Source organism: Nocardiopsis sp. EMB25, from assembly GCF_026797795.1.
GTDB lineage: Bacteria > Actinomycetota > Actinomycetes > Streptosporangiales > Streptosporangiaceae > Nocardiopsis > Nocardiopsis lucentensis.
Genome location: NZ_JAMTDN010000001.1, coordinates 2,700,345 through 2,714,237 on the forward strand (window position 1 = coordinate 2,700,345; position 13,893 = coordinate 2,714,237).

Sequence of the window (13,893 nt, forward strand, 5' to 3'; positions counted from 1 at the left end):
ATGGCCCAGCACCGAAAAGCCAGAGAGTGGACGCTTACCAGTGACGACCCCTGCGACACCCACGATCGACCAGCGCATCGCCGAGGAAATCGGCGTGGGCGCGCACCAGGTCACCTCCGCCGTCGAACTCCTCGACGGCGGATCGACCGTGCCCTTCATCGCCCGTTACCGCAAGGAGGTGACCGGCGGGCTGGACGACGCCCAGTTGCGCACGCTGGAGGAACGCCTGCGCTACCTGCGTGAACTGGCCGAACGCCGGACCGCGATCCTGGAGTCGATCCGGTCCCAGGGCAAGCTGGACGAGGAGTTGGAGGCGCGCATCAACGCCGCCGACTCCAAGGCCCGTCTGGAGGACATCTACCTCCCCTACAAGCCCAAGCGTCGCACCAAGGCCCAGATCGCGCGTGAGGCCGGGCTCGAACCGCTGGCCGAGGGTCTGCTGGCCGACCCGTCGCGGGACCCGCAGGAGTCCGCCGCCGCCCACGTGGACGCCGACAAGGGCGTGCCCGACGTCAAGGCCGCCCTGGACGGAGCCCGCGCCATCCTCGTCGAGCGCTTCGCCGAGGACGCCGACCTCACCGGCCTCCTGCGCGAGCGGTTGTGGAACCGGGGCCGCCTGGGATCCGCCGTCCGCGAGGGCAAGGAGGAGTCGGGCGCGAAGTTCTCCGACTACTTCTCCTTCTCCGAGCCCCTGACCGAGCTGCCCTCGCACCGAGTCCTGGCCCTGTACCGGGGTGAGAAGGAGGAAGTGCTCACCCTCAACCTGGAGCCGGAGGAGGCGCCCGCCGAGAACCCCGACGGCACCACTCCCCGCAGCTCCTACGAGGACGCGATCGCCCACCACTTCGGCGTCGTCGACCGCGGCCGCCCCGCCGACCGCTGGCTTCAGGACACCGTCCGCTGGGCCTGGCGCACGCGCATCCTGGTCCGGCTGGACATCGACGTGCGCATGCGGCTGTGGCAGCGGGCCGAGGACGAGGGCGTGAACGTCTTCGCGGCCAACCTGCGCGACCTGCTGTTGGCCGCGCCCGCGGGCACCCGCCCCACGCTGGGCCTGGACCCGGGTCTGCGCACGGGCGTGAAGGTCGTGGTCGTCGACGGCACCGGCAAGGTGGTGGTGACCGACACGATCTTCCCGCACGCGCCGCGCAAGGACTGGGAGGGCTCCCTGGCCACGCTGGCGCGCCTGTGCGCGGCACACGGTGTGGAGCTCGTCGCCATCGGCAACGGCACGGCCTCGCGCGAGACCGACCGCCTCGCCGCCGACCTGCTCAAGCGCCACCCCGAGCTGAAGCTCACCAAGGTGATGGTGTCGGAGGCGGGCGCGTCGGTGTACTCGGCCTCGGCCTACGCCTCCGAGGAGCTCCCCGACCTGGACGTGTCCCTGCGCGGCGCCGCCTCCATCGCCCGCCGCCTCCAGGACCCGCTGGCCGAGCTGGTCAAGATCGACCCCAAGTCGATCGGCGTCGGCCAGTACCAGCACGACCTGGCCGAGGCGAAGCTGTCGCGCTCGCTCGACGCGGTGGTGGAGGACTGCGTGAACGGTGTGGGCGTGGACGTCAACACCGCGTCGGTCCCCCTGCTGACCCGGGTGTCGGGTGTGACCTCCACACTGGCGCGCAACATCGTCGCCCACCGCGACGCCAACGGCCCCTTCCGGAGCCGCGAGGAGCTGCGCTCGGTCCCCAGGCTGGGTCCCAAGGCCTTCGAGCAGTGCGCGGGCTTCCTCCGCGTCCCCGGCGGCGACGACCCGCTGGACGCCTCCGCCGTGCACCCGGAGGCGTACCCGGTCGTGCGGCGCATCCTGGACCGGGTCGGCACCGACCTGCCGTCCCTGATCGGGAACAAGGCGGCCCTGTCCAAGGTCCGCCCCCAGGACTTCGTCGACGACACGTTCGGTCTGCCGACCGTCACCGACATCCTCGCCGAACTGGACAAGCCCGGCCGCGACCCGCGCCCCGCGTTCACCACCGCGACCTTCAAGGAGGGCGTGGAGAAGCTGGAGGACCTGGAGCCCGGCATGATCCTGGAGGGCGTGGTCACCAACGTGGCCGCCTTCGGGGCGTTCGTGGACGTGGGCGTGCACCAGGACGGCCTGGTCCACGTGTCGGCGCTCTCGCACAAGTTCGTCGAGGACCCGCGCGACGTGGTCAAGCCCGGTGACGTGGTCCGGGTGAAGGTCCAGGACGTCGACATCCAGCGCAAGCGCATCTCGCTCACCATGCGTCTGGACGACGGGACGGGCTCCGGCGGCCCGCGCGGTGACCGCGGTGACCGCGCGGGCCGGGACGAGCGCGGCGGACGCGGTGAGCGGCGCCGTGGGGGCGGCGGCAACGGCAACGGCCGCCGGGGAGGCGGCGGCCGCGGCAACCGGAACGAGCGCGACAACGCGCCGTCGGGCGCGATGGCCGACGCCCTGCGACGCGCCGGCCTGACCAAGTAACCCCCTCCGCTCGGTGACCGGGACCGCCTCTCGGGGTCCCGGTCACACGTGGTCTCGGGGGATCACCGAGGCGAAGATCCTCGTCATCACGCGCCTGTCGCCCTCATAGGCGTCGAGTGTGGCGTGCACGTGGAAATCGGTCTCCGTCGACGTGAGCACCGTGCGGGTCCTCGTCTCCACGGACCAGTCCCCGCGGGCGAAGCCCATCGTCCAGTCCGTCTCGCCCCTGACGGTGCCGTAGTCGTCGCCGACCCAGCTGTAGATCTCCTCCGCCCGCCGGGTCACCTCCAGGCCGATGTCGTCGAAGCGCACCGTCCCGAGGTCCTTGACCACGTTCAGCGAGGCCCGGTAGTGCACGAGGTCATGAGCCAGGTCCCACCGGTGCTCCGGCGGCGAGAGCTGGCTCGTCGTGACCGGGGCGGTGCCCTCGGGCTCGCCGAAGGCCGCCACCGGAGGATCCTCGACGCCGGTCAGGCGCACCGGGAGCAGCACCCTCGTGTACGTGCCCGGGTACACGGCGAGCCGCACCGGCTCGGGCGAGGGCCAGGCGAGCGGCCAGTACGAGGTGGAGACCGAGATCCGGATCCGGTGTCCGGGCGGGAACGCCTGCGCGACGCCGTTGAGGGTGACCGAGACCCGGTACCTGCGCCCGGGCACGAGTTTCCCGGGCGCCTCGTGGCCGTCGGCGTGCGTGAGGTTGAGCAGCCCGTAGGTGACGCGGGTGGCCTCCCCGCCGGGGGTGACGTCGTTCAGGCGCACCGCGACCATCGCGTCGGGCCGGTCCACGGAGAGTTCGAGGTCGACCACCGGGGACCCCAGGATCTCCAGCCGTTCCGGGAGCGGCACGCTGTCGAAGACGATCGAACCGCCGTCGTCCTCCCTCTGGTCGTGGGGCAGGTCCGGAGGCGCGTTGTAGGAGCACCACTTGCCCGCGTGCTGCCCGGTGGACAGTGGTGAGGACAGGGTCAGGACGGTACCGTCACCGGGCTCCTCCCCCTCGCCCAGCACCCGGCCGTGCCCCAGGGAACGGGACACGGGCACGATCGCCGACGAGGGCCACTCCTGCGCTCCGACCCAGCGCCCCGGCCGCTCGTCGTAGGAGGTGGAGGGCGGCACGCTCTCCTGCATCCACGCCCGCAGCATGGGCACGTCCATCACATCGTTGTCGATGTCCTTGAGCCAGCGGTCCCACCAGCGCACCACCTCCTGGAGGAAGCCGATGGCGGGTCCGGGCTGACCCAGGTGGGGGTACTTGTGCGACCAGGGACCGAGGAGTCCGAGCCGCGGCACGCGCAACCCCGACAGGAGTCGGAACACGGCGTTGGAGTAGCCGTCGGCCCACCCGCTGACGGCCATCACGGGCACCTGGACCGCGTCCAGGTCCTCGGCGACCGACCCGTGCCTCCAGTAGTCGTCACGGTGCTGGTGGCGCAGCCACGTCTCCAGCCAGAGCCCGCTGTGCTCCAACCGGTCGTGCCACATGCGCCGCCACCGCTCACCGACCAGCGCCGGGTCGGGAGGGCAGGAGTTGTAGGCGAACATGGTGGAGGCCCAGGAGAGGTTGTCGACGAGCAGGCAGCCGCCCATGTAGTGCACGTCGTCGGAGTAGCGGTCGTCGGTGGAGCAGGCGGTCACGATCGCGCGTAGGCTCTCGGGGCGCCGTGCCGCGACCTGGAGGGCGTTGAACCCGCCCCAGGAAATCCCCATCATGCCGGTGCGGCCGTCGCACCAGGGTTGGGCGGCGAGCCAGGCGAGCACCTCCTCAGCGTCCAGGAGCTCCCGTTCCAGGTACTCGTCGGTGAGCACGCCCTCGGAGTCGCCGCTGCCGCGCAGGTCCACCCGGGCGCACGCGTACCCGTGCCCGGCCATGTAGGGATGGTGCACCGAGTCGCGCTGCGCGGTGAGGTCGCGTCTGCGGTACGGGATGAACTCCAGGACCGCGGGCACGGGGCGCTCGTCGCTGTCCGCTGGGCGCCAGAGGCGCGCGGCGAGCCGGGTGCCGTCACTGAGCGGGATGAGGACGTGAACGTCCTCGCGCACCTCGTTGGGCAGTTCGCTGACGGTTCTCATCGTCTCCGGGTCCTCTCCGCGGTCGGTCCTCTTCCTCGACGCCCACGATGGTGAAGGACAGTTCCCGCGCACAGGCGTGGAACTCGCGCTCGCACTCCTCGGCGTCCCGCCCCACCACGAAGACGTCGGCGAGTTCGAAGCTGTAGCTGTCCTGTATCGGCAGCTCGGAGAGCCAGCGGCCCGCACGCGCGGTGACCTCCACCCTCGCCCCCGGGACCCGTGCCTCGGCGCGCGCGACGTCTTCCGGTGCGGGGACGGCGGACAGGAAGCCGTCTCGGAAACTGCGCACGAACCACTTGGCGGCCATCGCGCCCCTCCCCTCACGCTCCAGGACGGGTTCCTCTCCGAGCGCGATCCGCAGGGCGATCTCGTGGTTGGACACCCCGCGGACGAACTCGAAGAGCCGGGCGTGTGACTGGGAGTGGCGGGGGTTGATCTCCAAGAGCGTGACGGCGTCGGTCTCCGGGTCGTGGAAGTACTCGACGTTGAAGGTCGTGTCGTCGAGCCCGACCCGGGTGATCACCCGGTCGGTCAGATCGAACAGGCGGTCGCGAACCCACTCCGGCGCCCGTGACGGGTACTCGTAGCACAGGAAGCTCGGCGTGCCGGGGTAGAGGAGGGAGTCGACGAGCGCGTAGGAGTGGGGCACCCCGTCGCGGACGTAGCCCTCGACGGTGAGCTGGTCGCCCGTGGCCTCCTCCTCCGCGAGCCCGGCCGTGCCACCGACGGAGCGGATCGCCGAGGGCGCCCGGATCTGGTCCATCACCCATTGGAAGGGCGCGCCCACCCGTGCGGCGCCCTCCCTGATCCGCCCGACCGCCGAGGCGTACTCAGCGCTGTCGGTGACGCGGAACGCGAGCTCGGACGAGAAGGACTTCACGGGCTTGACCCACAGCGGGTAGGAGAGGCCCTCGGGCTCGACGGGGGACCGGAGGTCGATCACGGCGAACCTCGGCACCGCCTCGGGTACGGCGGCCCGCTGCTCCAGGCGGCTCCAGTACTTGTGCTCGCAGCGGACGACGGCCTCCAGGGGCGCGCACGGTAGTCCGCGCGGTCGGCACAACAGGGGTACGAGTGAGCTGACCGGGAAGTCCCAGAGGCCGATGATCGCGTCGACCGGGCCGTCGAAGGAGTCCAGGCGCCGGGAGGCGAGCGAGAGCAGAGCGGGCATGTCCATCTCCCGCTCCTGGCCGATCTCGTCGAGATCGAGCAGGGTCAGGAACCGATAGTCCCCGGCTCCCGGCAGTGCGCGTAGTATCTCGCGGTTCGGCTCGTCCAGCCCCACGACAAAGACGTTCGCGGTCATCGCTCACCTCCGGTGGACGCTGCGATCCCCGACCGTCCTCATCAAGCGTCCTACCGGGGATCCGGCGCACCGAAACACCGTCGTCGCCCTTCTCGACGGCGGCTTCACCGGAACCCGCGCACCCGCGCGCGTGGTGCGCGGGCACTTTCCACAAGCTTTGCCCGGCGCCGTGGCGCGCCAGCCGCCGGAGGCGCGTCCGGCAACGCCCCGGGGGGCACGGCTCCCCGGGGCCGCACGGCCTACCTGGGGTCGAAGGACACGTCCGCCCACAGTCGGCGCACGGGCGAGACATCGTCCGGGTGGAGGTCGTCGACGAGGTCCCACACCCTGACCGGTGTCGCGTCGGCGGTCACCCGGGGCCAGCCGGGGTCGCCGGAGGAGGCGAAGGCGCTCCAGGCTCCCGAGAAGCGATCCGACAGCGACCGGTGGGCGTCGGTGACCGTGTCGTCCAGCAGGAACCGGGCCAGGTCCGACTCGAGCGTGCCGAAGGCGAAGGGCAGGTCGAAGGCGTGACACGCGCCGAGCCTGCCCTCCATGACGGTCGTCTCGGCGGCCAGGCGAAAGACGTGCGACCGCCCTCCCCCGGCGGCGTGGGCCTCGGCGAAACGCACCGTGTACCGCGAGAACAGGGCGTCGCCCATGATCTCGTCGTAGAGCTCCGCCACCGAGGCCTTGGGGTGGATCGCCCGGTAGTCGTCCACCGCGCCCTCCGGCAACCCCGCACCGACGGCGGCCTTGGCCAGTGCGGCCTCGTCGTCGGCTCCGGCACCGCCCAGACCGGTGAACAGGCGGTATTCGTGCGTGTTGTGGCCGATCAGCAGGTCCACGCCGCGTGTGACGCCTTGGGCGGCCGCCCTGAGCGGAGCGACCGGGAGGTCCGCGCCGCCGACCACGGGCGCGTAGCACGTGAGCGTCCCCGGACGGCGGCGCAGGACCTCGTCGGTGGCCGCCAGGATCCGTTCCGGTGGCAGGGCGGCCAGGGCTTCGGGGTCCAGCGGCGCCCCCGCCGCGTCGGCGACCCGTTCGGAGACGGCCAGCGCGGACGCCCGGCTCACCATGTCGGAGGGGACGCTGTGCGCGATGGCCCGGTGGAAGAGCCCCCGCGCCAGGGGCGAGGTCATCAGGCACACGACCGCGCCCGCGCCCGCGGACTCCCCCGCGACCGTGACGTTGTCCGGGTCCCCGCCGAAGGCGGAGACGTTGTCGCGGACCCAGCGCAGGGCGGCGATCTGGTCGAGCATGGCCCGGTTGTCCGGACGCCCGGGCACGTGGCCGTAACCCTCGAAGCCCAGACGGAAGTTGACGCTGACCACGACGAGACCGCGCTCGGCCAGCCGGGTTCCGTCGTAGATCGGTTCGGCGGCGGAGCCGACGATGTAGGCGCCGCCGTGGAACCACACGAGGACGGGCGCGCCCTCCCCCGGGCGGGCGCCGGTCCACACGTTGAGGGTCAGGCAGTCCAGTGAGGTCTCCGAACTCCAGGGGCGCGCGCCCACCATGCCGGGGGTCTGCGGAGCGGGCGGACCGAAGTCGGCGCAGTCGCGCACACCCTCCCACTCCGCTCTGGGGCACGGTGCGGCGAACCTGTTCTCCCCGAAGGGCGGGGCCGCGTAGGGCAGCCCCCGGAAGACGGTGACGCCCCCGTCCGCGGAACGGGGTGAGGGTGTGCCCCGGACCCGTCCCGCCTCCGTCGTCACGATCCGCTCGTCGTCCACGTGTGGCCTCCCGTTCGGCGTTCGACCCCACTTTCCTAACAACGTCAGGTTTAGTGCGCAAGGGTCGCGTGGGCACGATGCCCATCCCGGGGGTGACGTGCCCACCCATGCGACGCGTGACATACCATCCGGTCGGTACGTCCCTATGAGCGGAGGCCATCATGCGCGCCATCCAGATCACCGAGTTCGGCGGACCCGAGGTCCTGACCCCCACCGAACTGCCCGACCCACAGCCGGGTCCGGACGACATCCTCGTCGAGGTGTCCCGCGCCGGGGTCAACTACGCCGACACCCACCAGGCGGAGAACAGCTACCTCGCCCCCTCCTCACTGCCCATGGTCCCCGGCGGGGAGATCGCCGGACGCACCGCCGACGGGCGCCGCGTCGTGGCCCTGACCGCGTCGGGAGGCTACGCCGAGCGTGCCCTGGCCACCCCCGGCACGACCTACGACATCCCCGACGACGTCTCCGACGAGGCCGCGCTCGCGCTGATCGTCCAGGGGGCCACCGCGTGGGTCCTGCTGCGCAGGAACGCGCGGATGGAGCCGGGCGAGTCCGTGGTCGTGCACGCGGCGGCGGGCGGGGTCGGCACGCTCGCGGTCCAGCTCGCCAAGGCCTTCGGGGCGGGCCGCGTCATCGCGGTGGCCAGCAGCGAGGCCAAGCGCGACCTGGCCCTGGAACTGGGCGCCGACGCCGTCGTGGACTCCGCGGCGCCCGACATGACCGAGGCGCTGATCGCCGCCAACGGGGGCCGCCGCGTGGACGTGGTACTGGACATGGTCGGCGGCCGGGTGACCGACGAGAGCGTCCGGGCCCTGGCGCCGTTCGGCCGCCTCGCCTTCTACGGCATGGCCTCGCGTGAGGAGCCCAAGGCCGTGAGGCTGCCCAACCTCATGCGCTTCTCCACCACCGTGAGCGGGATGTGGCTTCCGCACGCCTGGCTCCTGCCCGGCGACGTGGTCGGCCAGGCCATGGCGGACATGTTCGCGATGGTGGCCGACGGACGCCTCCGGCCGATCCTCAGCGGAACCTACCCCCTCTCCGAGGCGCGCCGCGCGCACGAGGACCTGCGGTCGCGCGGCACCGTCGGCAAGCTCACCCTGGACCCGTCGAAGTAGCGTCCGGGCGCGGAGGCCGGCCCCCGTGACGGGGCCGGCCACGGCGGCGGACGAAACCGGGGTGACGGCCCGCCCCGCTCACCCCCGCTCGGCCCGCACGGCCTCGCGGACGGCCGGGACCACCTCGGCGGCGAACCGCCCCACCTGGGCGACCGGGTCCGTCGCCGGGCCGAACACGAACGTGTCCATGCCGTACTCGACCACCAGCTCGGTGAGCTCGTCCACCCACTGGTCCGCCGGCCCCTCCAGGAACCCTCCGGAGGGGCCGGCGGTGATGGTGCCCCAGACGTTGTACGCGCGCCGGATCGACGCCGGGTCGCGACCGGCCTCGGCCGCGCCCGCGTCGATCCGCGCGTGCATGTCCCCGAGCTGGTCGGGGCGGGCGTAGCCGCTGGAGGGCAGCCATCCGTCGGCCACCCGGCCCAGTTCACGCAGCAGCCGCGGCCCCAGGACGCCCAGCCAGATCCCGACGTCGTGGGCGGGCGCGGGCCCCGGCCGCGCCCCGGAGAGCCGGTAGTGGTCCCCCTCGAAACGCACCGACCGGCCGCCCGACCACAGCAACCGGATCACCTCGACCGCCTCCAGGAGGGCGTCGGCCGCCTCGCGCGGTGAACGCCGCCCGCCGCCCATGGCCTCCACCGCCTCCCAGAACGCGCCCGCCCCGAGCCCCAGTTCGAAGCGTCCCCCGGAGAGCACGTCCAGGCTGGCCGCCGACTTGGCGATGATCGCGGGCGAGCGCAGGGGCAGGTTGGCCACGTCCGGGAAGACCCGAATCCGCTCGGTGCGGGCCAGCACGGCGGCCATGAGGGTCCAGGTGTCCAGGTGCGCGCGCTGGTAGGGGTGGTCCTGGATCCCCACGAACTCCAGTCCGCCGTGCTCGGCCGCGGCCACGACCGCCCACAGGGTCCCCAGGTCGGCGGCGTCGGGCGTGGGGAAGACCCCGAAGGAGACGTCGCGCCCGTAGTCGGTCACCTCTCCCCCTCCTCCTCGGGAGCCCGGTAGACCAGGTCCGCGTACTCGCGGTGGCGGGCGATCCAGCCCTTGACGAAGGGGCACAGCGGCAGGACCGACAGCCCGCGCGACCGGACGTCGTCCAGCGCCCCGCGCACGAGCTCCCCACCGACGCCCCGCCCCTCGAAGGCCGGATCGATCTCGGTGTGCGTGAAGGTGACCAGGTCGCCGGTGCGTATGTACTCGGAGAACCCCGCCACCTTCCCATCGACCCGAATCTCGTAGCGGCGTTCGTCCGGCGCCTCGGACACCTCGGTTGCCATGGAATCCCCATTCCCGCGTTGACGTTCGTGTTCCGGACCGGCGCGGCCCAGCGCCATTGTCGCCCGGCGCCCCGAGACGCCCCTTGCGGCGCGCCCGGGAGTCCACGTAGAGTCCCCCACATACATACCGACCAGTCGGTCTAAGGAGAACGAGATGACTTCCCGGTTCGGCGGACGCACCGCCATCGTCACCGGTGCCAGCCGCGGCATCGGTCTGGCCATCGCCCGGCGCCTCGTCGACGAGGGCGCCCGGGTGTGCGTCACCGCGCGCGGGGCCGAGGCCCTGGACGAGGCGGTCCGCACCCTGGGCGGCCCCGACCACGCCATCGCCGTAGCCGGCAAGGCCGACGACCCCGAACACCAGGACGCCGCGATCGCCGCCACCCTGGAGGCCTTCGGCGGCGTGGACCTGCTGGTCAACAACACGGGCATCAACCCCGTCTACGGCCGCATGATCGACCTCGACCCGGCCGCCGCGCGCAAGATCGTCGAGGTCAACGTCCTGTCGGCGATCGGCTGGGTCCAGCGGGCGCACAAGGCGTGGATGGGCGAGCACGGCGGCGCGATCGTCAACGTCTCGTCCGTGGCCGGGATCAAGCCCGCGCCCGGCATCGGCTTCTACGGCGCCACCAAGGCGATGCTCAGCCACATCACCACCGAGCTGGCGCTGGAGCTCGCCCCGAACGTGCGCGTCAACGGGGTCGCTCCGGCCGTGGTCAAGACGAAGTTCGCCTCCGCCCTGTACGAGGGCCGCGAGGAACAGGTGGCCTCGGGCTACCCGCTGGGCCGCCTCGGCCTCCCCGAGGACGTGGCCGGAGCCGTGGCCTTCCTGCTGTCCGAGGACGCCGCCTGGGTCACCGGCCGCACCCTGGTCCTGGACGGCGGCAACACGCTCACCGGAGGTATCTGACATGGAGCTGAAGGGACGGGGAGCCGTCGTCACGGGCGCGGGCAACGGGATCGGCGCGGCGCTCGCCCGCCGTCTGGCCGAGGCCGGGGCGCGCGTGGTCGTCAACGACCTGGACTCCGCCGCGGCCGAGGCCGTGGCCGCCTCGGTCGGCGGGGTGGCCGTGCCCGGCGACGCCGCCAGCGAGGAGGGCGTCACGGCGCTGATCGCCGAGGCGGGCGCCCACCTGGGCGCGATCGACCTCTACGTGGCCAACGCCGGTGTGGGCACCGGGTTCGGTCCCGAGGCCCCCGAGTCGGACTGGGAACTGTCCTGGCAGGTCAACGTGATGGCGCACGTGCGCGCCGCGCGCGAACTGCTGCCGGGCTGGCTGGAGCGGGGCCAGGGGCGGTTCGTGTCCACGGTCTCGGCCGCGGGACTGCTGACCATGCTCAGCAGCGCGCCCTACTCGGTGACCAAGCACGCCGCCCTGGCCTTCGGCGAGTGGATGTCGGCGACCTACGGGGACCGCGGCGTCACCGTGCAGTGCGTGTGCCCGATGGGAGTGCGCACCGCGATGCTGGAGGCCAGCGGGGACACCGGGAAGGCCCTGATGGAGGACGACGCGATCACCCCCGAGGAGGCCGCCGACGCGGTCATGGCGGGGCTGGCGGACGGGCGCTTCCTCATCCTCCCCCATCCGGAGGTCGCGCAGTACTACGCGGCCCGGGCCACCGACACCGACGGCTGGCTGTCGGCGATGCGGCACCTGAGGTCGAAGGTGTTCACCGAAGAGGGAGAGGCATGACCGGGGAGCTTCCGGGGCTGGACCCGGAGCGGCTGCGCGCGTACCTGGACAGCGTGGTGCCCGGACTGGTCTCGGGCCCGTTGGAGGGCCGCGTCATCGCGGGCGGCAAGTCCAATCTCACCTACGTCGTCACCGACGGCGCGGGCAGCTGGGTGGTGCGCCGACCGCCCCTGGGACACGTGCTCGCCACGGCGCACGACATGCCGCGCGAGTACCGCGTCATGACGGCGCTGCGCGACACCCCCGTCCCCGTGCCGCGCACCTACGCCCTGTGCGAGGACGCCGACGTGCTCGGAGCCCCCTTCTACGTCATGGAGCACGTGGCGGGCACCCCCTTCCGCACCCGCGACGAGATCGCGGTGCTGGGCGCCGAGCGGGTCCGCGCCGTGGCGGAGTCGCTGATCAGCACTCTGGGCGCGCTGCACGCGGTGGTGCCCGAGGAGGTCGGGCTGGGGGACTTCGGCAGGCCCGCGGGCTTCCTGGAGCGCCAGGTCCGCCGGTGGGGCAAGCAGCTGGACGCCTCGCGCAGCCGTGACATCCCCGGGATCGACGAACTGCGCGACGGGCTCGCCGGGACGATCCCCGAGCAGTCGGCCCCCGCGATCGTGCACGGCGACTACCGGCTCGACAACGTCCTGGTCACCCCCGAGGGCGATCTCACGGCCGTCCTGGACTGGGAGATGGCCACCCTGGGGGATCCGCTCGTGGACCTGGGGCTGATGCTCGTCTACCGGGAACAGGCCGCCGACGTGGGCGGCGACTCCGCTCCCGCGACCTCAGCCGAGGGCTTTGCGACCTCCGCCGAGCTGGTCGAGCTGTACACGGCGGCCACCGGTCGTGACGTGTCCCGGCTCGCCTGGTACGTGGCCTTCGGCTGCTTCAAGCTCGCGGTGATCGCCGAGGGCATCCACTTTCGGCACAGCCGGGGCCTCACCGTCGGAGCGGGTTTCGACCGGATCGGCGCGATGGTCGCGCCGCTGGTCGAGCGCGCCCACGCCACCCTGAAGGAGCAATGATGGATTTCACCTTCGATGAGGAGACCGAGCAGCTGCGCGCGCGACTGCTCGCCTTCATGGACGAGCACGTCTACCCGGCCGAACCGGTGCTGAAGGCCCAGCTCGCCGAGCGCGACGACCCGTGGTCGACCGCGCCGGTGGTCCGCGAGCTCCGGGAGAAGGCCCGCGCGCAGGGTTTGTGGAACCTCTTCCTGGCGGGCCACCCCGAACACGGGGGCGTGCCCAACCTCACGTACGCGCCGCTGGCGGAGATCACCGGCCGCAGCCCCCGGCTGGCCCCCGCCGCGCTCAACTGCGCCGCCCCCGACACCGGGAACATGGAGGTGCTGACGATGTTCGGCACCGAGGAGCAGAAGCGGCGCTGGCTGGAGCCGCTGCTGGAGGCGCGGATCCGCTCGGCCTTCGCGATGACCGAGCCGGACGTGGCCTCCTCCGACGCCACCAACATCGCCACCACCATCACCCGCGACGGGGACTCCTACGTCGTCAACGGCCGCAAGTGGTACATCACCGGGGCGCTGAACCCGGACTGCGCGATCCTCATCGTCATGGGCAAGACCGATCCGGACGCCGAACGCCACCGGCAGCAGAGCATGGTACTCGTGCCGCGCGACACCCCGGGGGTGACCGTCCGGCGCGGCATGGGCGTGTACGGCTACGACGACAGCGACCACGGCGGCCACGCCGAGGTCGTGTTCGAGGACGTGCGCGTGCCCGCCGACCACCTCATCGGCGGCGAGGGCGACGGGTTCGCGATCGCCCAGGCCCGCCTCGGTCCCGGACGGATCCACCACTGCATGCGCGCCATCGGCATGGCCGAACGGGCCCTGGAGCTGACCTGTCGGCGGGTGTTGGACCGGGTGGCGTTCGGGCGTCCGCTGGCGGACCAGGGGGTGGTGCGCGAGTGGATCGCCGAGGCGCGTGTGCGCATCGAGCAGCTGAGGCTACTGGTGCTCAAAACCGCCTACCTGATGGACACGGTGGGCAACCGGGGCGCCCACACCGAGATCCAGGCGATCAAGATCGCCACGCCGCGCACGGTGGAGTGGGTCCTGGACCGCGCCATCCAGGCGCACGGGGCGGCGGGCGTCAGCCAGGACCTGCCACTGGGCGAGTGGATGGCGGGCGTGCGCTCGCTGCGGCTCGCCGACGGCCCCGACGAGGTGCACCTGCGCTCCCTGGCCCGCGCCGAACTGGCCCGGTACCGGTAGGGGCCGGGGCGCGTGCGCCCCTACCCCGCCTCCGCGGGGCCCGGAC

At 72.5% G+C, this 13,893-nt stretch carries 11 protein-coding genes; 6 read left to right on the forward strand and 5 right to left on the reverse strand.

What is annotated here, in order from left to right:
* Positions 1-40 precede the first annotated feature (40 nt).
* Entirely contained in the window at positions 41-2,443 is a 2,403-nt protein-coding gene (locus KIK06_RS11550; RefSeq protein ID WP_268643157.1) for a Tex family protein, read from the forward strand.
* Positions 2,444-2,485: 42 nt separating this feature from the next.
* Here KIK06_RS11550 and KIK06_RS11555 read toward each other — a convergent pair whose 3' ends face one another.
* The 3 genes from KIK06_RS11555 to KIK06_RS11565 form a co-directional block, all read right to left on the reverse strand.
* Positions 2,486-4,513, reverse strand: a complete 2,028-nt coding sequence (locus tag KIK06_RS11555; protein ID WP_268643158.1) for a CocE/NonD family hydrolase — start codon at positions 4,511-4,513, stop codon at positions 2,486-2,488.
* The gene (locus KIK06_RS11560; protein WP_268643159.1) at positions 4,446-5,819 is read right to left on the reverse strand and encodes an ATP-grasp domain-containing protein; all 1,374 of its coding nucleotides are present in this window, start codon (positions 5,817-5,819) and stop codon (positions 4,446-4,448) included. The genes KIK06_RS11555 and KIK06_RS11560 overlap by 68 nt, the downstream gene beginning before the upstream one ends.
* Positions 5,820-6,058: 239 nt before the next feature.
* A complete protein-coding gene (locus tag KIK06_RS11565) occupies positions 6,059-7,534 on the reverse strand; it encodes a carboxylesterase/lipase family protein (RefSeq protein WP_268643160.1) in 1,476 nt (491 codons plus the stop codon).
* A gap of 161 nt (positions 7,535-7,695) precedes the next feature.
* Between KIK06_RS11565 and KIK06_RS11570 the strand changes: the two genes are divergently transcribed.
* Entirely contained in the window at positions 7,696-8,652 is a 957-nt protein-coding gene (locus tag KIK06_RS11570) for a quinone oxidoreductase family protein (protein WP_017598362.1), read from the forward strand.
* Between the two features lie 78 nt (positions 8,653-8,730).
* Here the strand turns inward: KIK06_RS11570 and KIK06_RS11575 are convergent, their stop codons facing one another.
* Positions 8,731-9,624 (reverse strand): LLM class flavin-dependent oxidoreductase, encoded by an 894-nt coding sequence (locus KIK06_RS11575; RefSeq protein WP_268643161.1) that lies wholly within the window; start codon positions 9,622-9,624, stop codon positions 8,731-8,733.
* Positions 9,621-9,926 carry a GNAT family N-acetyltransferase gene (locus KIK06_RS11580; RefSeq protein ID WP_017598365.1) on the reverse strand — a complete coding sequence of 102 codons (306 nt, stop codon included), beginning with the start codon at positions 9,924-9,926 and terminating at the stop codon, positions 9,621-9,623. The genes KIK06_RS11575 and KIK06_RS11580 overlap by 4 nt, the downstream gene beginning before the upstream one ends.
* A gap of 154 nt (positions 9,927-10,080) precedes the next feature.
* Here KIK06_RS11580 and KIK06_RS11585 point away from each other — a divergent pair, with 154 nt between their 5' ends.
* From KIK06_RS11585 to KIK06_RS11600, 4 genes are read left to right on the forward strand one after another with little or no spacing between them, the layout of a single operon-like run.
* On the forward strand, positions 10,081-10,836 hold the full coding sequence (locus tag KIK06_RS11585) for an SDR family oxidoreductase (RefSeq protein ID WP_268643162.1): 756 nt from the start codon (positions 10,081-10,083) through the stop codon (positions 10,834-10,836).
* 1 nt (position 10,837) lies between these two features.
* Entirely contained in the window at positions 10,838-11,620 is a 783-nt protein-coding gene (locus KIK06_RS11590) for an SDR family oxidoreductase (protein WP_268643163.1), read from the forward strand.
* Positions 11,617-12,636 carry a phosphotransferase family protein gene (locus KIK06_RS11595; protein ID WP_268643164.1) on the forward strand — a complete coding sequence of 340 codons (1,020 nt, stop codon included), beginning with the start codon at positions 11,617-11,619 and terminating at the stop codon, positions 12,634-12,636. The genes KIK06_RS11590 and KIK06_RS11595 overlap by 4 nt, the downstream gene beginning before the upstream one ends.
* Complete coding sequence (locus tag KIK06_RS11600) at positions 12,636-13,847, forward strand: acyl-CoA dehydrogenase family protein (protein WP_268645942.1); 1,212 nt, start codon at positions 12,636-12,638, stop codon at positions 13,845-13,847. The genes KIK06_RS11595 and KIK06_RS11600 overlap by 1 nt, the downstream gene beginning before the upstream one ends.
* Positions 13,848-13,893 lie beyond the last annotated feature (46 nt).

Excerpts from the sequence above, each read along its gene's own strand:
- KIK06_RS11570 (WP_017598362.1), top strand. The coding sequence starts at position 7,696 with ATGCGCGCCATCCAGATCACCGAGTTCGGCGGACCCGAGGTCCTGACC.
- KIK06_RS11600 (WP_268645942.1), top strand. The coding sequence starts at position 12,636 with ATGGATTTCACCTTCGATGAGGAGACCGAGCAGCTGCGCGCGCGACTG.
- KIK06_RS11555 (WP_268643158.1), bottom strand. The coding sequence starts at position 4,513 with ATGAGAACCGTCAGCGAACTGCCCAACGAGGTGCGCGAGGACGTTCAC.
- KIK06_RS11590 (WP_268643163.1), top strand. The coding sequence starts at position 10,838 with ATGGAGCTGAAGGGACGGGGAGCCGTCGTCACGGGCGCGGGCAACGGG.
- KIK06_RS11560 (WP_268643159.1), bottom strand. The coding sequence starts at position 5,819 with ATGACCGCGAACGTCTTTGTCGTGGGGCTGGACGAGCCGAACCGCGAG.
- KIK06_RS11580 (WP_017598365.1), bottom strand. The coding sequence starts at position 9,926 with ATGGCAACCGAGGTGTCCGAGGCGCCGGACGAACGCCGCTACGAGATT.
- KIK06_RS11585 (WP_268643162.1), top strand. The coding sequence starts at position 10,081 with ATGACTTCCCGGTTCGGCGGACGCACCGCCATCGTCACCGGTGCCAGC.
- KIK06_RS11595 (WP_268643164.1), top strand. The coding sequence starts at position 11,617 with ATGACCGGGGAGCTTCCGGGGCTGGACCCGGAGCGGCTGCGCGCGTAC.